The organism is Kocuria sp. LHG3120 (assembly GCF_049897445.1).
In the GTDB taxonomy this organism is placed as follows: Bacteria; Actinomycetota; Actinomycetes; order Actinomycetales; family Micrococcaceae; genus Kocuria; species Kocuria rosea.
Window position 1 is genome coordinate 529,170 of record NZ_JAFCWG010000002.1, and the last position, 19,375, is coordinate 548,544.

The 19,375-nt window shown below is 68.3% G+C and carries 17 protein-coding genes and 1 tRNA gene; 5 read left to right on the top strand and 13 right to left on the bottom strand.

Annotation, left to right across the window (positions count from 1 at the left end; genetic code table 11):
- Window positions 1-19: 19 nt before the first annotated feature.
- The 3 genes from gnd to ACP7CD_RS06465 all read right to left on the bottom strand — a co-directional run bounded on the left by gnd (window position 20) and on the right by ACP7CD_RS06465 (window position 3,038).
- Complete coding sequence (gnd, locus tag ACP7CD_RS06455; RefSeq protein WP_237740464.1) at window positions 20-1,000, bottom strand: phosphogluconate dehydrogenase (NAD(+)-dependent, decarboxylating); 981 nt, start codon at window positions 998-1,000, stop codon at window positions 20-22.
- A gap of 176 nt (window positions 1,001-1,176) precedes the next feature.
- Window positions 1,177-1,539 carry a DUF488 domain-containing protein gene (locus ACP7CD_RS06460; RefSeq protein WP_081994526.1) on the bottom strand — a complete coding sequence of 121 codons (363 nt, stop codon included), beginning with the start codon at window positions 1,537-1,539 and terminating at the stop codon, window positions 1,177-1,179.
- Window positions 1,540-1,631: 92 nt separating this feature from the next.
- The gene (locus ACP7CD_RS06465) at window positions 1,632-3,038 is read right to left on the bottom strand and encodes a glucose-6-phosphate dehydrogenase (protein WP_426119493.1); all 1,407 of its coding nucleotides are present in this window, start codon (window positions 3,036-3,038) and stop codon (window positions 1,632-1,634) included.
- Window positions 3,039-3,098: 60 nt separating this feature from the next.
- Here ACP7CD_RS06465 and ACP7CD_RS06470 point away from each other — a divergent pair, with 60 nt between their 5' ends.
- Window positions 3,099-5,000: a glycoside hydrolase family 15 protein gene (locus ACP7CD_RS06470; RefSeq protein ID WP_426119495.1), complete on the top strand. Its 1,902-nt coding sequence runs from the start codon at window positions 3,099-3,101 to the stop codon at window positions 4,998-5,000.
- A gap of 58 nt (window positions 5,001-5,058) precedes the next feature.
- On the opposite strand, the gene ACP7CD_RS06475 is transcribed toward ACP7CD_RS06470, so the two are convergent.
- The 4 genes from ACP7CD_RS06475 to ACP7CD_RS06490 form a co-directional block, all read right to left on the bottom strand.
- Window positions 5,059-6,228, bottom strand: a complete 1,170-nt coding sequence (locus ACP7CD_RS06475; RefSeq protein ID WP_336649475.1) for a cation:proton antiporter — start codon at window positions 6,226-6,228, stop codon at window positions 5,059-5,061.
- Window positions 6,229-6,374: 146 nt separating this feature from the next.
- Window positions 6,375-6,836, bottom strand: a complete 462-nt coding sequence (locus ACP7CD_RS06480; RefSeq protein WP_426119497.1) for a hypothetical protein — start codon at window positions 6,834-6,836, stop codon at window positions 6,375-6,377.
- The gene (locus ACP7CD_RS06485) at window positions 6,833-9,322 is read right to left on the bottom strand and encodes a molybdopterin oxidoreductase family protein (protein WP_426119499.1); all 2,490 of its coding nucleotides are present in this window, start codon (window positions 9,320-9,322) and stop codon (window positions 6,833-6,835) included. The genes ACP7CD_RS06480 and ACP7CD_RS06485 overlap by 4 nt, the downstream gene beginning before the upstream one ends.
- Window positions 9,323-9,722: 400 nt before the next feature.
- Window positions 9,723-10,250 carry an HPP family protein gene (locus ACP7CD_RS06490; RefSeq protein WP_426119501.1) on the bottom strand — a complete coding sequence of 176 codons (528 nt, stop codon included), beginning with the start codon at window positions 10,248-10,250 and terminating at the stop codon, window positions 9,723-9,725.
- Window positions 10,251-10,454: 204 nt separating this feature from the next.
- Here ACP7CD_RS06490 and ACP7CD_RS06495 point away from each other — a divergent pair, with 204 nt between their 5' ends.
- Window positions 10,455-11,015, top strand: a complete 561-nt coding sequence (locus tag ACP7CD_RS06495) for a hypothetical protein (RefSeq protein ID WP_426119503.1) — start codon at window positions 10,455-10,457, stop codon at window positions 11,013-11,015.
- 88 nt (window positions 11,016-11,103) lie between these two features.
- Here ACP7CD_RS06495 and ACP7CD_RS06500 read toward each other — a convergent pair whose 3' ends face one another.
- Complete coding sequence (locus ACP7CD_RS06500; RefSeq protein ID WP_426119505.1) at window positions 11,104-11,949, bottom strand: metallophosphoesterase; 846 nt, start codon at window positions 11,947-11,949, stop codon at window positions 11,104-11,106.
- A 408-nt stretch (window positions 11,950-12,357) separates the two neighbouring features.
- Between ACP7CD_RS06500 and ACP7CD_RS06505 the strand changes: the two genes are divergently transcribed.
- Window positions 12,358-12,783: a hypothetical protein gene (locus tag ACP7CD_RS06505; protein ID WP_426119507.1), complete on the top strand. Its 426-nt coding sequence runs from the start codon at window positions 12,358-12,360 to the stop codon at window positions 12,781-12,783.
- 94 nt (window positions 12,784-12,877) lie between these two features.
- On the opposite strand, the gene ACP7CD_RS06510 is transcribed toward ACP7CD_RS06505, so the two are convergent.
- Both ACP7CD_RS06510 and cls read right to left on the bottom strand, forming a co-directional pair.
- Window positions 12,878-13,300, bottom strand: coding sequence for a hypothetical protein (locus ACP7CD_RS06510; protein WP_426119509.1), 423 nt, complete (start codon window positions 13,298-13,300; stop codon window positions 12,878-12,880).
- A 207-nt stretch (window positions 13,301-13,507) separates the two neighbouring features.
- Window positions 13,508-14,983, bottom strand: coding sequence for a cardiolipin synthase (gene cls, locus ACP7CD_RS06515; protein WP_426119511.1), 1,476 nt, complete (start codon window positions 14,981-14,983; stop codon window positions 13,508-13,510).
- Window positions 14,984-15,310: 327 nt separating this feature from the next.
- Here cls and ACP7CD_RS06520 point away from each other — a divergent pair, with 327 nt between their 5' ends.
- The gene (locus tag ACP7CD_RS06520) at window positions 15,311-15,874 is read left to right on the top strand and encodes a hypothetical protein (RefSeq protein WP_426119512.1); all 564 of its coding nucleotides are present in this window, start codon (window positions 15,311-15,313) and stop codon (window positions 15,872-15,874) included.
- Between the two features lie 100 nt (window positions 15,875-15,974).
- Here ACP7CD_RS06520 and ACP7CD_RS06525 read toward each other — a convergent pair whose 3' ends face one another.
- A complete protein-coding gene (locus tag ACP7CD_RS06525; protein WP_426119514.1) occupies window positions 15,975-16,568 on the bottom strand; it encodes a recombinase family protein in 594 nt (197 codons plus the stop codon).
- A 654-nt stretch (window positions 16,569-17,222) separates the two neighbouring features.
- Between ACP7CD_RS06525 and ACP7CD_RS06530 the strand changes: the two genes are divergently transcribed.
- Window positions 17,223-18,032 carry a hypothetical protein gene (locus ACP7CD_RS06530; RefSeq protein ID WP_426119516.1) on the top strand — a complete coding sequence of 270 codons (810 nt, stop codon included), beginning with the start codon at window positions 17,223-17,225 and terminating at the stop codon, window positions 18,030-18,032.
- Window positions 18,033-18,272: 240 nt separating this feature from the next.
- Here ACP7CD_RS06530 and ACP7CD_RS06535 read toward each other — a convergent pair whose 3' ends face one another.
- Complete coding sequence (locus tag ACP7CD_RS06535) at window positions 18,273-18,542, bottom strand: hypothetical protein (protein WP_336650698.1); 270 nt, start codon at window positions 18,540-18,542, stop codon at window positions 18,273-18,275.
- A gap of 367 nt (window positions 18,543-18,909) precedes the next feature.
- Window positions 18,910-18,980: transfer RNA gene (locus tag ACP7CD_RS06540), tRNA-Gln, on the bottom strand.
- Window positions 18,981-19,375 lie beyond the last annotated feature (395 nt).

The following is a 19,375-nucleotide window of genomic DNA, read 5'->3' on the forward strand; positions in this document are numbered from 1 at the left end:
CGATCGGAGGAGGGCGGGTCTACTGCTCGGCCGGGTGGGCCGGTTCCTCCCCGGGAGCTGCTTCAACATGTTCAGGGCCGGCGGCGGCGTCTTTGACGGCGTGGCCGCCGAACTGATTGCGCATCGCCGCGATCATCTTCATCGCCGGGGCCTCGTCCTGGCGGGAGGCGAAGCGGGCGAACAAGGCGTTGGAGATGGCCGGGACCGGCACGGCCAGGTCCAGGGCGGCCTCCACCGTCCACCGGCCCTCCCCGGAGTCCTCGGCGTAGCCGGCCAGCCGGTCCAGGTGCTCGTCCTCGTTGAGGGCGTTGACCGCCAGGTCCAGCAGCCAGGACTTGATCACCGAGCCCTCGCGCCAGGAGTTGAAAGTCTCGCGCACCGAGGTGACGTGGCCGGCGGCCTCGAGCAGCTCCCAGCCCTCGGCGTAGGCCTGCATGATCGCGTACTCGATGCCGTTGTGGACCATCTTCGCGAAGTGACCCGCACCGTGGTCCCCGGCGTGCACGAAACCGAACTCCCCGGCGGGTTTCAGGGAGTCGAAGATCGGCTGGACCTTCGCCACGGTCGTCTCCTCCCCGCCGACCATCAGGGCGTAGCCCTGGGTGATGCCCCACACGCCCCCGGAGACCCCGCAGTCGAGGTACTCGATGCCCTTCTCGGCCAGCTTCCGCGCCCGGGGGGCGTCGTGGACCCACCGGGAGTTCCCGCCGTCGATGATCACATCGCCTTCCCCCAGCAGCCCGGCCAGTTCCTCGATCACCGGATCCACCACCCGGTCCGGGACCATCACCCACACGACCTGGGGTTCGCGGTCGATCCGGGCCACCATCGCGGTCAGGTCCTCGACGTCGGAGAGCTCCGGGTTGGTGTCGTAGCCGATGATGGTGTGCCCGGCCTCGCGCAGGCGTTCACGCATGTTCCCGCCCATCTTGCCCAGCCCTACCAGTCCCATCTGCATGGTGGCCCCCATTCCTTCGTCCAGCCGGCTGCTGTTGGTCATGTGCTGCTTCACGCCCGGTAGTGCGTCCGGGATCACCCATCTCGGTCCGCCGGGTAACCCTTCGTGCCCCATCATGGCGCGGTGGGGATGGTGAGCAACAGGGCGGACCTGGACCTCTCATCCGCCCCGGGCACACGCCGGCCTCCAGGGCGGTTGGGGCGCCGGTGATCAGCAGGTCAGCGCCGCAGCAAATCGGCCAGGACTGCGGCTTCACTGATCTGCGGAGTCTTGGTGGCCGTGATCAGTGTCAGCGGCCCGTGCTCGGCCAGCTCGCGCAGACGCTTGAGGGCTTTAGCGCGTTCGGGGTCGCGGAGCTCGGCGTGGTAGCGGCGGGTGAACTCCTCGAAACGCTCGGGGTCGTGGTCGTACCACTTCCGGAGCGCGGTCGAGGGTGCGACGCTCTTGCACCACTCGTCCAGATCGGCCTTTTCCTTGCTCAGTCCGCGGGGCCACAGCCGGTCGACCAGCACGCGGGTGCCGTCCCCCGGGGCGGGCTCCTCGTAGGCCCGGCGGACCTGTACCGCATACTTGTTCGCCATCATCTCCTCACCTTCCCGCGAGCCGTCCCGGCCCTGGTGCAACTTTGTGTTTCCAGGGAGCCCCGGAACGCAGCTGCAGCGTGGTCTCAGGGCTACCAGGTCTGTGGTCCGGAGGAGCCGGCAGGGTACTCCTCCAGGGGCACCTGCCCAGACTGCCAGGCGGCCCGGATCTGGTCGACGACCCGCCAGGCGTGCTCAGCGGCCTCCCCGGACAGGGACAGTGAAGGATCTCGGTCCAGGATTCCGTGCAGCACCTCCCCATAGGGGTTCAACCGGCCGGCGCCGAAGTCGGCGCTGAGCCGGCCGCGGTCCAGGACGAAGGGGTCACCGGGGCCGTTGACGTTGAGCTCCAGCACCATCGCGTCCGGCCCGAGACAGACGCGCAGCACCGTCGGCTCAAGATGCCCGTCCAAACCTGCAGGCAGGTGCGGGACCTCTCGGAAGGTGATGGCGATCTCCCGCCGGGCGGCTTCCAGGGCCTTGCCCGAGCGCAGCACGAACGGCACCCCGGACCACCGCCAGGTGGTCGACTCCAGGGTGACCTCGGCCAGGGTCTCGGTGTCCCGGTCAGGGTCCACCCCGTGCTCATCGGTGTAGGAGGGAAGTCGGCGGTCTCCGATGGTGCCGGCGGTGTAGCGGGCGCGCCGGCCGGCCGTTACCGGGTCGCCGCCGAAAGGACGCACGGCGCGCAGGGCCTCGGTCTTGGCCGCGCGCAGATCGGTGGCGTGCACGGACTGCGGGGCGTCCATGGTGGTCAGGGCCATGACCTGCAGCAGGTGGGACTGGATCATGTCGATCATCGCCCCGGCCCGGTCGTAGTAGCCGGCACGGTTCTCCAGGCCCAGCTGCTCGTCGTAGACGATCTCGACCTTCGCGACGTGATCGCGGTTGAGCAATGGTTCGAACAGGTAGTTGGCGAAGCGCAGCCCCAGGATGTTGAGCACCGTGGACTTGCCCAGGAAGTGGTCCACCCGAAAGACCTGATCCTCCTCCACCAGGGAGGCCAGCCGCCGGTTCAGCGCCGCGGCACTGGCACGGTCCACCCCGAAGGGCTTCTCCAGGGCCAGGACGGTGCCCGCCGGCAGATCGACCTGGTGTAGGGCCTCGATGGCTTGGGCCGTCACCGCCGGCGGCAGCGCGAAGTACAGGGCCGGGATGCCCGCGGCTGAGGCCAGCACCTGCTGAAGGTCCTCGGCCGATGACGCGTCGGTGACCAGGTACTCGGCGTGGGCCAGGACATGGTCCACCGCCGGGCCCGTGGCATCGACGGATCCGAAGGCCGCCCGGACGGTCTCGGCCCACTGCTGGGCCTCAAGCGGGGCGAGGTCGGCGCCGATCAGGTGGAGACGCCGCTGAGGCTGCTCGGTGAGCAACCGCCCCAGCCCTGGCAGCAGCAGCCGGGAGGTGAGGTCCCCGGTGGCGCCCAGGATCACCAGGGTTCCGACGGCCTCCCCGCGATCTTCCGGTTCTCTCGGGGTTCCTGCGCTGGTGTTCTCCATACCTGCACGCTACGCCGCCTGAGTGTGGGTGTCTGTGGGCCCGGCTGATTGAATGGCCCCATGGATCGCCCCTCCACTGCACCTGCTTCCACGCCGTTGGCGGACTACGCGCTGCTGTCGGATCTGCACACCGGCCCGCTGGTCTCGCGCGAGGGCAGCATCGACTGGTTGTGCTTTCCCCGCTTCGACTCCCCCTCGGTTTTCGCCGCCCTGCTCGGGGGCCCGGAGGACGGACGGTGGAAGGTCTCGGCGGTGGACGGGCGGGTGCTCTCCCGCCGCTACCGGCCGCGCACCTTCGTGCTGAAGACCACCTGGTCCACCCCTACCGGCACCCTCGTGGTGACCGACTTCATGCCCCCGGGCAGCCACCGGGCCGATCTCATCCGGCGGGTCGAGTGCACCGACGGGCAGGTGGAGGTCGAACACGACCTGCGGATCCGCTTCGACTACAACCGCGCCAAGCCCTGGACCCGCCGGGTGGACATCGATGGCGCCGGAACCTGCGGGCTGCTCTCGGTGGCCGGCCCGGACGGGTTGCTGCTGACCGGCCCGCTGCTGCACCCCCACGAGGCCCAGCAGAAGGAGCCGCAGGCCGGGATGGAGCAGCGCCACGAGGCCTCCGAGCACGGTCACTCCGACGACTACCAGGGTGCGGTCTCGGATCGGCTCACCGGTGTGTTCCCGCTCCGGGCTGGGCAGTCCCTGGACTGGGTGCTCACCTGGCACCCGTCCCACGTGGACCCACCCACCCCCGAAGACCCCGGGGAGGCCCTGGAGCGTACCGTGGCGTACTGGGAACAGTGGTCGGCGCAGGTCAACGTGCACGACGACCACGACCGGGCTGTGCTGCGTTCGTTGATGGTGCTGCGGGCGCTGACCAACAGCGATACCGGCGGCATCGTGGCCGCCCCCACCACCTCCCTGCCCGAGGACTTCGGCGGGGTACGCAACTGGGACTACCGCTACACCTGGCTGCGCGATGCGGCTCTGACCATCGAAACCCTTATCGCCCACCACTTCACCGACGGCGCCCTGCACTGGCGCAACTGGCTGCTGCGGGCCGTGGCCGGGGACCCGGAAGACATCCAGATCATGTACGGGGTCGCCGGGGAACGCCAGCTGCCCGAGGCCGAACTGGGCCACCTGGCCGGCTATGAGGGCTCCACCCCGGTGCGGATCGGCAACGGGGCCGCCGGCCAGTATCAGGCCGACGTGGTGGGTGAGGTCATGCTGGCCCTGGCTTCCCTGCGCGAGGCCGGGATCGCCGAGGACGAGTACTCCTGGGGACTGCAGAAGAACCTGCTGCGCTTCGTCGAGGACAACTACGACCGCACCGGTCATGGCATCTGGGAGATGCGTGGGGAACCGGCGTACTTCGTCCATGGGAGGGCCATGATGTGGGCCGCCTTCGACCAAGGCATCCGCGCTGTCGAGCGGCACGGCCTGGACGGACCCCTCGATCGCTGGCGCCACCTGCGAGACCGGTTGCAGGAAGAGGTCCTGGAGCACGGCTTCGACAAGGACCTGAACACCTTCACCCAGACCTACGGAGGCACCGAGGTCGATGCCTCCCTGCTCCAGCTGCCGCACACCGGGTTCATCGCCTACGACGATCCCCGGATGCTGGGCACGGTGGCCCGCATCGAACAGGACCTGCGGGGAGCCCATGGGCTGGTGCACCGGTACCGGACCACCTCGGGGCTGGACGGACTGGAGGGAGATGAGTACCCGTTCCTGATCTGCACGTTCTGGCTCGTGGAGCAGTACGCCCGCAGCGGGAGGGTGGGCGATGCCGAGCAGCTGCTGGAGCAACTCACCGGCTACGCCAACGATCTGGGGCTCTACGCCGAGGAGTACGACCCCGACAGCGGACGGCTGGCCGGGAACTTCCCGCAGGCCTTCAGCCACCTCGGCTTCATCCGCGCGGTGGACGCCGTCGCCGAGGCCACCGCACGGACCTGAACCAGGACCGTTCCCGCAAGACCCACGGTCGGGCGCTCCGGTGTCTGGCCCGGGGTATTCAGCGCATGCGGTCCTCGAGTTTTTTGGCCACGACCACGTCGGTGGAGGAGTGGGCGATGATCGAGATCACGATGACCAGGGCGACCAGGTGGAAGAGGTGATCGGCCTGGTCGATCCCGGACTCCAGCACGATCAGACCGTAGACCACCGAGGCGAATCCTTTGGGGCCGAACCACATCGCGGCCACCTGTTGCCCGGCGGGGAGGTCGCTGCCGAGGAAGGACAGGTACAGGGCCACCGGGCGGGCGAGCACCAGGGCCAGCACGGCGAACACCCACCCGGTGAACTGGATCTCCTGGAAAAGGAAGCTGGGGGTCATGAGCGCCCCGAACACCAGGATCGCGGCGAGTTTGAGCAACTCGGTGACCAGCTCGCCGAACTGCTCGAACTCTTCCCGGAACTCAGGGCGGTAGTTCACCACGGTGATGCCGGCCGAGAACGCGGCCAGAAAGAGGTTGGCGTGCGTGGTGGTGGCCACTGCCAGCACCAGCAGCCCGATGGACACCGTCAGCAACGGCTGCAGCTTCTCGTGGGCCTTGAGGAACGGGACCCGTTCCAGGGTCAGCACGGTCAAGGGGATGAGCACGCCCACAACGATGCCCAGCCCGATCTCCTCGGCCAGTTGCCAGCCGTGGGCGTCGGTGCCGCCGGCGGCGGCCAACAGCACCAGCACGATGGGCAGGGCCAGCCCGTCGTTGACCCCGGATTCCACGTTGAGCAGGTGGCGCAGCCGCCCGGGGACCTCCTCGCGCCCGACAATGGCCGAGGCGAACACCGGGTCGGTCGGGGCGAGCACGGCTCCGAGCAGGAAGGACTCCAACCACGGCAACCCGACGACGTAGTGGGCAAGCACCGCGGTGGCCGCCAGGGTCAGCGGCAGCCCCAGCAGCAACGCCCGCCCGGGTAGCTGCCAGGCGGAGCGCAATTGGGGCAGACCCACGCGCATGCCGTCGGTGAACAGCACCGAGAACAGCGCCAGCTCGGCCAGGGTCTCCACCAGAGGGTGCCCGGAGCGGATGTCGAGGACCCCGAGCACCCCTTCACCGAGGACGAAGCCGGCCAGCAGGAACAGCACCGCGGTGGAGATGATGGTGCGGCTGGCGCGTTCGGAGATCAGCACCCCGATCAGCAGCACCACGGCGAAACTCAGCAGCAGGGGTGAGGACATGGGCTCTCCTGACTCCGGTGGGCCTGCACACCGTATCCGTGGTGCTGTGCCCGCCCGGAGCCGGGTGTGCAGGGACGGGTGGGCCCCGGCTGTACCGGACCCGGCCCGCCAGGGGCTGCGGCACCGGCCCGGCACAGCCGGGGATGCTACTGGGCGACGATGAGGGCCTGGGGGGCGGCCTGCTTCATCCTCGTGGACAGCCAGCCCAGTTGCACCTGGGTCTCGCTCTCGCAGCGCTCCACCACGTCGATGAGTTCCTTGTCCCGCAGCCCCTGGGCGGCCTGCTTCACCGCCGTCCAGGTGATATCGACGAGACTGGCCAACAGGTAGAGATCCTGCAGGTCCCGCAGCAGCCCCACCGGCCCGGAGCGGGTCTCGGACAGGCCATCGGCGTGCAGGCGCTCTGGCTCATCGTCCTCCTCTGCCTCGCCGTAGCGGTCCACGATCGGGGCCAGGGCCTGGACGTGGGCCTCACACTGGTCGGCCAACGACTGGCACAGGTAGTACACATCGGGCTCGGCGCCGTGGCCCTCGGCGACCTGCTGGAAGGACGCGGCCAGGGTCTGTTCGGACTTGTGCAGCAAGCCCAGGTAGACGGGGAATTTCATGCCCTCTCCTCCTTCGTGGCCACCGCCGGGGGATCGGTCGGGGCGATCGTTTCCTGGACCTGGGCCGCGGCACCACCAACCGTCACCGGGACCCGGCCACCGCGGGCAGGGCGTGAGGCGGTGGTGGTCGGGGCCGGGGCGGGACCGGTCGACTCGGCGATCTTGGTCAGGCGCACGGCGGCGACCTTGTACACCGGTTGCTTGGAGACCGGGTCCCACTCGGTCAGCGTCAGCTCGTTGGCCGCCCGGTACCGCTGTCGCGGGTTGCCGCCGCTGGGGTCGGCGGTGTCCCAGTACCCGTAGTGGAAGGGCGCGAACACCGTGCCGGTGCGCACGTCACCGACCCGCACCGGGGCCTCGAGGTGCCCCCGCGGGGACTCCACCCGGACGACGTCGCCCTCGACCAGGCCCAGTTCCGCCGCGTCGGCCACCGAGATCTCCACCCACGCATCCGGGGCCGCCTGGTGCAGCTGCGGCGCCCGGTCGGTCTTGGTGCGGGTGTGGAAGTGGTAGACGGTCCGCCCGGTGCTGAACCGGAACGGGTACTCCTCGCGTGGGGTTTCATGCGAACCCTGGTAGGGGGCGGTCTTGAAGATCGCCCGCCCGCCCGGGGCCATCGCCCGGTAGGCCTGTTCGCCCACCGTGGCGCCGGTGGCCAGGTCGTGGCCGTAGGTTTCGCTGTAGTTCGGGTCGGTGGAGAACACCCCGTCGCGGTAGAGCCGCACCGTCCCGTCCGGGTGGTCCTCGTTGACCGGCCAGGGGATGCCGCTGCCCCCGCGCAGCCGGTCATAGCTGATGCCGGTGTAGTCGCACGGACGCCCCCGGGTGCATTCCCGCCAGGCGTTGAACCCGTCCTCCGGCCCGGACCAGTCCAACAGCGGGGCCCCGGAACGGGTGCGGAAATCCATGCGTCTCGAGTAGTCCAGGAAGATGTCCAGATCACTGCGGGCCTCACCCGGCGGGTCCACGGCCTTCTCGGACAGGTGCACGGTGCGGTTGACGTTGGTGAACGTGCCGGTCTTCTCACCCCAGGCCGCCGCCGGCAGCACCACGTCGGCGTAGCGGGCCGTCTCGGTCAGGTACATGTCCTGGACCACCAGGAACAACCCCTCCCGGTCCAAGATCTCCCGGATCCGGGGCAGCTGGGGCAGGGACACCGCCGGGTTGGTCGCCGAGACCCACAGGAACTCGATGGAGCCCTGCTCGACATAGCGGAAGATCTGCATCGCATGGGTCGGCGGAGCCCAATGGGGGATCACCAGCGGGTCCACGTCCCACAGCTCCGCCAGCTGCTGGATGTGCGCGGAGTTCTCCCAGTTGCGGAACCCCGGCAGGTCCCCGTCCGCGCCGGTCTCCCGGGTGTTCTGGGCGGTGGGCTGACCATTCATCTGCAGGATCCCGCACCCCGGCTTACCCAGCAGCCCCCGCAGCAGGTGGAGGTTGTTGACCTGGCACGAGGACGCCGTGGCCTGGGAGGACTGGTAGAAACCCTGCAGCACGGTCGACAGCACCCGCTCGGAGGTCCCGAAGATCCGGGCCGCCTCGACGACGTCCGCCGCGGCCACACCGCACTCCTCGGCCACGGCCTCCGGCGTCCAGGGCTCGATCTGCTCGGCCAGGTCCTCAAAACGCAACGTGTGCGCGGCGATGTAGTCCTCATCGATCCACCCGTTGCGGACCACCTCACGGATCAACCCGTGCATCAGCGCCAGGTTCGTGCCCGGCCGCACCGCCAGGTGCACGTCGGCGTGCCGGGCCACCTCCGTCTTGCGCGGGTCCACACACACCACCTTCGGGCGGTCCGGGCCGGCCAACCGATCCAGCACCCGCATCCACAGCACCGTCTGGGTCTCGGCCATGTTGTGCCCGAACAGGAACATCGCGTCGCACTCGTCGATGTCCACGTAGCTGCCCGGCTGCCCGTCCGAGCCGAAGGACTCCTTCATCGCCGCCCCAGAAGTAGCGGTGCACAACCGGGTGTTGCCGTCCATGTGCGGGGTCCCCAGCCCCGCCTTGCCCAGGATCCCCAGCGCGTAGTACTCCTCCAGGAACAGCTGCCCCGAGGTGTAGAACCCGTGGGTCAACGGCCCCTTCTCCTGCAGCAGCGCCTGGCTGCGGGAGACGATCCGCTCCATGGCCGTGTCCCGGTCCGTTTCCACCAGCTCCCCGTTCTCGCGGACCAGGGGACGGGTGAGGCGGTCCTCATTGCTCACCCCCTGCCAGGAGGCGAACAGGCCTTTCGGCCCGAGCCGGCCGTGATTGACGATGTCCACCGCCCGGCCACGGACCCCGACCATGGCCCCGTCCTTGACCGCGATGTCGACCCCGCAGCCGTTGCTGCACAACACGCACGCCGACTGCACCCACCGGTTCACGTCCTCCTCGGCCAGCCCCTCGGCCAGGACCTGATCCACCCGCACCGGCCACCGCTGCCCACGGGCGAACGGAGTCCTGGACCCCCACACATCTGCTATTCGATCCACCATGGCCGTACCTCTCATCAAAGCGCCGGAATCCTGCATCGAATGACAGAAGCGGCCCTCGACGTGCCGCCCCTCACACCCGTGACGCTAACGCTCCTCCCCTTGGGAAGAAACCCACCGGAGGCCTCACCACGGAACCTCCCCTGCCTCACCCCCACAGAAATCCCCCCACCATGCCCGGCGCGGCACCCCAGAAATTAGCTCGGGCTCATCCGCCCGAAAAGGGCGGCAGAACATCGAATACCGCCCGGCCGGCATTTAAGCCTCGAAGTCAAGGCCAGCCACACTGTCGAACAGGACGCTGGATCGGACCAACACCTGACCCAGCGACAACTGCCCCGGCACGGACCTTCGGCGGCGCGGGAGCGGACGGAGACGATCGAGCAGTCCAAGCCCTGGAATTTCACCCGTCGGGATGTTCGTCAAGACCGAATAGGTATGCCCATCGTCTGGGAGCGATCACGTGCCGCAACAGGAGGTAGACCGCGGCCAGGGCGACGACAACGACCAGCGTCAGGCTGAACGTCAACAAAGCGCTGACCTCGTGCGGCCGGTAGGCGAACACGACACTGGTACTGACCGCCGGCGGGTGAATGATCCGCAAACCGGCCAGGGCGGCAACGGTAACTGTGATCGCCACGGCCGGGGCCAAGGTGCCACCAGGAATGAACTTGTCGGAGAGGAACCCCACCCCGGCCGCGATCAGGTGTCCTCCTACCACGGGCACGAAGCGGTTCATCCGATGCAGCGGCTGGTAGTACAGCAGAAACGTTGAAGCGGCCAGGGAGGTGACGAGCACCGCCTGACGGGCGATCTGCTCGACGACGACAATCATCAGCACCACGGTGATCACCGTGGCCGCACCCACCATGGCGACACGTTTCCAGTCCGCCTCCGGGTCGCTGCGCCGCATGCGCTCGGGTGGTTCCATCCTGACTGCCTCCGTTCGATCGACCCGTTGCACCAACCCCCACCGCAGCACAGTTCGCCGCTAAACCGTTATATGTAAAGCGGGATCGTGTCGTCATTGCCATGAGCTGTGCCCCACCCAGCTAGAAGGGCCGCGGGGTGGGCTCTTGTGCGGCAGGGCGGTACCGTGTTGGGATGAGACATCCTGCCCGGGAGGAGGAGCACCATGGCCACCACCCCACGGACGCCTCACGCGAGGGCACTGGTCACGGCAGCGCTGATGGGCGCGGCGGGAATGCTGTCCGGGTGCGCCGAGACGGAGCAACCCGCCCCGGGTGCTGACACCGGAATCGGGCAGGTAGCGACGCCGTCCGAGGAGACCCGTGGAGTTACTCGGACGCCCGACTCGGGGCGGGCCACCGGCACCTCGAGCTCTGATCTGGGGCCCTACACCACGCATGTGCGGGAGGGCTTGGCCGCCCATGCCGGCCAGCAGGTGAGATTGACCGGGGAGGTCGCCGATCTGATTCCCTCCCGCTCCGCTCTGGTGCTCACCGACCCGCAGGACCCGGAGGTGGACCCGTTGCTGGTCACCGCCCGATACACCTTCACCGAGGCCGAGGAAGGCACGGTCGTGGAGGTCACCGGCACCGTGCGGGAGGACTTCACCGCCCCGGTCGTGGAGGAAGCCGTGGAGGGTGATGAAGAGGCCGGCTTTTACGACCGTCACCTTGGAGAGCCTTATCTGGACGAGGCCGAGATGAGGGCTACCGAACCGGCCGGTTAGTGACCGGGCGGCGGGGAGCCGGCACGGCGCCGAGGCCGGCCACAGGCGCTGTCTGGCCCGGGTGAGCTTCTGCGGTCCGCCGTGGTGGTCAAGCGGGGTGCAGTTCGATGGTCAGCAGCTGGGGCGGGGCGTTGATCCGCACCGGGGCCAGGCTGAAGCCGATCCCGCAGGTCACGAACATCTCGTTGCCCTCAGCCCCGTAGTCGGGTGGGGCGAAGCCGTCGGCGACGAGTTCCTCCTCCTCGGTCAGCCCCAGATAGGACCACCGGGACAGCAGCGGCACCGCGATCTGGCCGCAGTGGGTGTGCCCGGCCACCGCCATCGGGGCCGCACCGGCGGGCACCTCGGGGAAGCTAGTGGGATTGTGCATCATCACCAGCCGCGGCGCGTCCTTGGGCACCTCAGCGAAGGCCGCCGAGGGGTCGGCCTCCCCGACGGCGGAGGGACCTATCCCGACCACGAACAGCCCTGGGCCAGGGGCGGTGCCGGGCACCGCGACGGCCTCGTTGGCCAGCACCTCGATCCCGTGCTCGTCGAAGGCCACCGTGAGCTCTTCCACAGCCCCGAGGCCGTAGTCGTGGTTGCCCATCACCGCGTACACCGGGATGCCGGCTGCGGTGAGCGGCTCGAGCAGCCGGCTCCCGTGCTGGATCCGTTCCTGGAGGCTGGTCTCGCTCTGGTAGAGGAAGTCCCCGGGCAGCAGCACCGCCGCCGGGTCGGCGGCCACGGTAGTCTCCACCACGCGTTCGATCATTGCGGTGTTGTCCCACCACATGCCCACCTGCAGGTCGGAGAACACCATCACCTCAGCGTCCTCCCAGCCGGCGCCGAGTCCTGGAATGCGGGCCTGGATGGGCTCCTCGTCGAGGATCAACCGCGGCTCGATCGCGACCCCGTAGGTGCCCACGAGCAGCCCGGCCACGGCTGCCCCCACCAGCGATCCAGTGAGGCGGCGGCGCCAACGACCGCGCCGATGTTCTCGGCGGCCAGGAGACCTCCGGTCGTTCCCAGCGGCTGAGGAGTTCATCGTGGCCCTTTCATCGACATTTTTGATCAGCGCGCGGCGGACCCTGCGCTGAAGCCCCCACACGGTGGGGGCCCGACCCTGCCGATGCACTGTGCTGAGCGCAGGCATCACGCCACCGAAGGTTTCAGCGTCTGCGGGCTCCCGGGCCCCGTCATGGCTGCAGATGTGGTGGAAACAGATCCGACCCGCGCCGTCGCACACTACCCCGCCCTCGAGCCCCGTCCGGTGACCAGCTGCGGTGGTTAAGGTGGGACGACACCGGTCGAGGACAGGCCACCTTGCACACCCCGCCACTGGAGCACCGAGGAGCACGCTATGACCCACCGCACCCTGATTCCCCGCACCGTGTCCCTATCCGCGGCCGGTCTGGCCGGGGCGCTACTGCTGACCGGTTGCCAAGACAAGACCAAACTGACCCAGCTGGACCAGTCCGAGGTGTCCACCGAGGAACTAGTGGGCCGGGAAATGACCCTGGTCAATGAGGTGAAGGGCATCTACGGCGAGGAGTTCCTCACCATGGGCGATGAGCAGACGGTGGTGTACGTCACCGAAATGCCGGCCGACCTGCGCCCCGGCGACGAGATCGAGGCCACCGGCACCGTGGCCGCCGGTGACCTGTTCAGCGATCCCGGAGACCGGGACCAACTGTTCCTGCTCACCGACGAGGAGACCGCCAACTACCTCGTCAACCGCGGCCCCGAGCCCTACCTCACCGAGGCCACCGTCACCATCGTCGACTAACACCCGGGGCCCCTCGAGGCCACCCGGATCACCCGACCAGCCCCCGCGCACCAGGAGTGCACGGGGGCTGCGTGACGGCACTACGGGGCAGGGGCTACTCGGCGGGCAGTTCCTCGACCTGGTCGGCGATCACGGCCAGGTCCAGATCACGCTCGACGAGGTAGTCCATCTCGTCGCCGTCGAAGTCCCAGTCCCACTCGGACTCGATGTCAGTCTGCACGATCTGACGCACCGTGCCGGTGACCTGAACCCTGTCCCCGTCCTGGATGTCCTGAGCGGCCGCATCCACGCCCACCACCGGGGTGTCGTCCTCACCGACGGTGAACAGGTTCGGGCCCACGATCTCGGTGACCTCGCTCTGCATCGTGACCGTCTCGCTGAGGATCGCGGCCTCAGCGGCGGGCCCGGCCTCCTGAGCCTCCTGCACCGGGGTCTCCTCGGCGCACCCGACCATCAGCACGGAGGCGAAAGCGGCCGCGGCCGGCAGGGCGAACTTCTTCTTCGAGCTGGTCGACATGATGTTCTCCGTTCGATTCGATGGTTCGCTACTGGTCCTTCCACCGTAGGAGCACCGCCTCCTCGAACCGCCCGAAACCTGTCACGCGGACATCACGAAGCCCTAGGCATCGTGTGGGCGCCACCTTGTCAATCGCTCCATGCCCGTGCACCGGCCACGAGCTGCCGAAGGGCCTACGGCCTGCGGCCCTGGACCGTTTCCCCGGCGTTATTGCAGGGCGGAGGTCAGTCTGGCGGTGTTGTCGAGGTACTTCTGATGCCAGGGTCGGCCCAGCCAGTCCGCCAGCTCCAGGTCGTGGCTGTGCTCCCGGTATCCGGCCACGACCTCGTCCAGCCGGCCCACGAAGTCCTCCCCGACGACCAGGAGGTTGACCTCGTGGTCGAGCACGAAGGAGCGGATGTCCATGTTCGAGGACCCCACCACCGCCGCGTTGTCGTCGATGAGCACCATCTTGGTGTGCAGCACGTAGGGGGCCCGGTAGAGGTGGATCCGGACCCCGTCACGGATCAGACGCTCGTAGAAGGACCGCTGAGCGTGATGGGTAAGCGCGTGGGTGGAGGTCTCCCCCAGGTACAGATCCACCTGAACCGCGCGGCCCACCGCGGTGCGCAAGGAGTTGAACATCGAGTCCTCCGGCACGAAGTAGGGGCTGCACACCGTGATCCGCTCTTTGGCGGCGGCGAAGAGGTGGTTGAACAGCTGCAGGTTCGCTTCCTGGGCCAGCCCCGGCCCCGAGGGCAGCACCTGGCACACCAGCTCCCCACCGGAAGGCTCCGCCGCAGGAGCCCGGTCCTCACCCAGAACCATCTCGTTCGTCTCGCAGTACCAGTCCGTGGCAAAAAGCGCGTCCAGGTGTCCCACCGCCGGGCCGTGGACGCGCAGCATCAGATCGATCCACTGCAGGCCCTTCCGCTGATTCTTGGCCTTGTTGTAGCTGCGATCGATCACGTTCTGCGACCCCGTGTACGCCACCGCCCCGTCCACCACCAAAATCTTGCGGTGGTTGCGCAGATCCGGGCGCTGGTACTCCCCGCGCCAGGGGCGCACCGGCAGCATCCGCCGCCAAGCGATCCTGGCGCCCTCCAGTCGGCGCACCAGCTGCTTGTACCCCGGATAGCCGGCCGCCCCAAGGTGATCCACCAGCACCCGCACCTTCACCCCGCGGGCCTGGGCCTCCTCCAAGGCCGCGACCACCGGCTCGGTCGTGGGATCGGCCACGGCAATGTAGAACTCGAAGTGCACATAGTGCTCCGCGGCCCCGATCGCCTCAGCCATCGCTGCCAGCGAGGTGCCGTAGTCGTCGAAGATCACCAGGCGGTTGTCCCCCACCACGGGGAAGGCGCCGTTGTGCCGGTTCAGCCGCGCCGTCTCGGCCAACCATCCCGGCAGCGACTCCACCTCCGGTGCCTGGGCACCGGGGCCGTGCGCGTCGACCAGTTCCGCGGCCTTGCGCTGTTTCTCCTGGCGCGCTGCGGGCAGATCTGCCCTCCCCAGAACCAGGAACACCAGCCCGCCCAGGATCGGGAAGAAGAAGATCACCAGCAGCCAGCCCCACGCCGCCGAGGGCCGCCGGTTGTGCGGCACCACCCCCAGCGCCAGCAGCCGGATGACCAGATCCACGGCGAAGAACCCGGCCGCCGCCCACGGGGGAACGGTGGCCCATAGCAGGTGAGGAATGTCCATCCGCTCACCCTACGGTCCCCCATCCACCGCCTCCCGCCCGTCGAGAACACCAGACCGAGCACACGCACCGCGCCATCCCGACGATGCACGCTCCACCGGAGCGGGCCCACAGAACGCCGCCGGCAGGCCGGCCTGAAGGCCTGTCGAGAGGTGGCCAGAGCGGATCTAAGCAGGTCACGGGGGTGTCACGAGGCCGTGTCCGGGCTCTGTGAATATACCGCCAGCGGTGGTGACGGTCAGCGCCACCTGCCTATGGTCAAAGGCAGGAAACAACCCGGATGAGGTCCCGGCGCGCTGACACCGCCTGGACCTCCATGAAGGAGGATCGTGCTACGCACCCAGCCCAGACATCTCGTCGCCGTCGTGGTGACCGCAGCCGGGGTGGCCCTGACCGGGTGCGCCGCGTCCGAGCCGGAACCCGGCGCACAGACCGAGGCCTCGGCCATGAGCGCGACCGCGGAACCGACCCCCGATCTGCTCGAGGCCGGACCCGCAGAGCCCTACACCGGCCCGTATGACGCCGACTTCGCCGCCCAAATCGGCACCTACCCCGACACCGGGCAGATCAGCGACTACGAAGGGGTGGAGGTCACCCTCACCGGCGTGGTCCACGAAGTGATCAACCCGGTATCCGTGGCGATCAGCGACCCCCAGGACCCCTCGGTCCCCCCGCTGCTGGTCGTGCGGGAGGACCCCAACCAGCCACTGACCGAAGGCGACCCCGTAGAGGTCACCGGCACCGTGCACGCGGCCTACAACGTGCCCGCCGTGGAAGAAAACCTCCGCGAGCCCCCAAAGGACGACGTGCTGGCGCACTACCACGGGCAACCCTACGTATGGGCGACAGCTGTGAACAGCCCGGCCCCCTCAGCGTCGGCAACAGCCGGCTGAGCGGCTAGATACCAACACAACGAGCCCGTCAGCCAGTCACATCAGCCAATGACATCCAGTAACGTCCCATGCATCAGGATGCCCACAAAAGAAGACGGCCTCAGGTCGTCGTCGCTTGTGGCAGATCCCTGATCCGCCGGTAGAGCGTGACCCGCGACATCCCTAGGTCGCGCGCCACCTGGGTGGCCGGCTCACCGCCGTCGATCAGCCGGACGGCGTTGCGGATCTGGGAGTCGGTGAAGGTTTGGCGCCGCCCACCCAGGTCCTTGCCGGTGGCCCTCCGCTTGGCCACCGAGTCGGTGATGCGTTCGCGTTTGATTTCCAGCTCCATCTGCGCCAGGGCCGCCATCACGGTGAAGACCATCGAGCCCATCGGGGTGGCGGTGTCCACGTCTCCCCCACCGAGGTTCAGCACCCGCAGCCCGGCACCCCTTCCCCGCAGCGCCTCGGCGAAGGCCAGCATGTTCTGCGTCGACCGCCCCAGCCGGTCCAGCGTGGTGATAACCAAGGTGTCACCCGACTCGAGCGCAGCCACGGCACGGTCGAACTGCGGGCGGGACGCACGACCTCCAGACACTCCACTGTCTACATAGATGTCATCGCGCCGCACGCCGGCGGCCAAGAGGTCAGACACTTGACGGTCCGCATCCTGTTGTCGTGTTGACACGCGTGCATACCCGATCAGCTTCCCCATGTCCACCCCATCTGTCTCGTAACTAACGTTGAGTATCCGATTCTAGGGGCAAAGAAAAAGCACAAGCATGCGAGACACCCTGAACCGCGGAAACATACGGGCGCAAATTTTCCGGACGAGACGTCTCGCATCCCATACCTTCCAAGAAGCCCACTTCGCCGTTACCGGTTCCATTGGGCGCGGGGCCTGGTCCACAGTGATCTGCTCGCTGTCACGGTGACCTTGCCGGCAGGGCGTCACCGCAGTGCCTCTCAGCCTGGGTCGGACATGTCATGATCCCGGTCGCTGTTGACCCGTCGGTGCACCGGGCTCATCCTGGCGTGACCTGGCGATACATCGGGTTGTCGGAGAGGATCTCCGTCACTGCGTCCTGCGGCCGTACCCGCTTCCACGAGAATGACGGGCCACCGGTCGCAGGATCAGGGAGCACGGCGGGACGGGACAGCTGTGTAGCTGTCCCACCCCGGTTTGCTCACCGACCAACCGCAGTCTGCCAGCGTTCCTTCCCGCGGATCCTCTGCAGCCATCCCACCTGCGGGTTGACCGAGGGTCGCTCCGACCGAACCATCACCAGACGGGCGTCACGCCACAGCACTCATCCCCACGGCCCGGGAACCGTGCGCCCCGGGGCCCGCAGCACCGAAGGAGCCGACCATGCCCCTGGAACACCCGATCGAAATCAAGATCACCGTCGGCGGCGATCCTGCTGAGTCTCCCCCGGGCACAGTCGACAAGGCCGTGCAGGACCTGGAGCTTTCCGGCGGCCGGGCCCGGCGGATCTGGTTCCTCGAGGACCTCACCCCCGGTCTGCCCCAGCACCTGCCGATGCTGGAGACCGGACAGATCTTCCGGGTCCGCCTCGACGAGAAGAAGAACGGCAGCTGGGAAGCCGACGCCACCGTGAAACTGCGCCCAGCACGCCGCACGCAACTGCCCCACCCCTGGGACCGGGCGCACTCGGCAGACGGCGCAAAGGACGAGACGGACGGCTACGAGTACCGCATCGAGGAGGACTGGGCCGGGACACGACGGTCTCTGGCCGCCTCCCTGAAAGGCGATATCGACCCCGATCGCCTGACACCACGGCACACACCCCGAGACAGTCACCGGGGCGGGTTCCCACCCCAGGAGGTGTTCAGCGAACACCACCAGCAGTTCCTGGCCGCCTGCGCCGATCGCCGTGTGGTCCTGGACGCGCTCACTGCCCTGGGCCCCATCGAGGCCACCCGGTGGAAGGACGTGGAGGTCGGGACGTTCACCACGATGGTGGAGCGATGGACCCTCGACGGGTTGGACTTCCTCGAGCTGTCGATCCAGCTCGCAGAAGGCAGCAAGGAGGATCCCCTCGATCGCCTGATCGCCTTCTCGACCGCCGCAGCCGCCCGCGGGCTGAACCCCTTCAGCCGTCAGGAAACCAAGACCCGCCGCGTTCTCGAGCACCTCGCCCACCGCGCCGGCGCCTGAGCGCACCCCCACGACCCCACCAGGGCCCGCGACATCTCCAGGTGCGTGTGCCGCTCGGACTCGCCCCGGCCACTCCCGAACAATCAGCCAGTCCACGGTGGTCGCCAATGCCCATCGCTGCCAGGACCTGGCCGCCGTGCCGGAGGACATGCTGTGCCCGGGAGCGAGGAGGGAGGGCCCGGACCAGCGCGCCCGGACCAAAAGGCGCCGGCGCCGATCCGCGGCCAGGATGCCCTGGGCTCAGGGGGTCCCGGTGAGACGGAGGAGGGCGGTGTGCACCGCCAGGGCCTTCGGGGTCCTCATCGCCTTCAGATGCCCGCAGATCTGCTGGACCGTCTCCGGGTCCAGACGGTGACCTTCGGCGCTGTCCCGGCACACCGTCCAGTCCACCGCGGCCGCGTAGCGGTCACTGATCACCGGCTCGTGGACGGGACAGTACTGGTGCATGGGCGCTGCCGTCAGTTCTAGAAAGGTCGCCGCCGTCCAGGCCACCACCGGTAGGACGGTCACGGCTTCGTGACCGCACCCACTCACCGCACAGGCCATCCCCGACGTCATGGCGCTACTGTGCCGGGACGAACCGGCCCACTGGTAGGGGTCCGTGCATCTTCATGCGTTTATGAAGCCGTTCTCCCCCGTCCAACGGGGAGGAGAAGACCGCCTTCGCCTCCAGCGGTGACCGCCGGAACGGGTACTCGCGGATCCCCACGTGAGAATCGCCGAGGTGCGCAGCCGCTCCTGCCCACGCACCATGGCACCCCGTGATCTCTCACCCCGGACGTAGCCGCAGCTTCCGAGCCATATGTATTCGTGGAGCGTCAGTGGAAAGAAGCACGGGAGAACACAACGAGCAAAGTGAGAGCTGGGGGTTTGGATGCTCCGGCGCGAGGGTTCGAACCTCGGATTGCTGATCCAAAGTCAGCCGTGTTGCCGCTACACCACGCCGGAAGGATGTTGAGCGGGAACGCCGGATAGCTAGAGCCGTCGCCGCTCAACTAGCAGCACGCGTTGGCGGTGCTCTTGGTGGTGGCGGCAGAAGTTCACGGCTCCAATATACAAGGGGAACCCACGGCTTGGCCGGTGGCTAGTATCGCCCCCAGGCCCGAGGACAAGGAAAGCCTCCGCCGACCCAGACGGTTATCGCCTCAGTCAGCCACGGCGTGTCCGGCCCACTCGTCGAGGTCACCACGCCCGGGCGGAGCCAGATCGTGATGCGGCCCCGGGTGGTGGGGCGTAGTGGGTCCGGAGGACGATAGTGAGGATGCAGAGCAACCATGGCAGTGATCGCGATACCGGCTGACTCCGGCCGATGGCTGACACGGTGCTGTGGAAGGCGTTCCGGG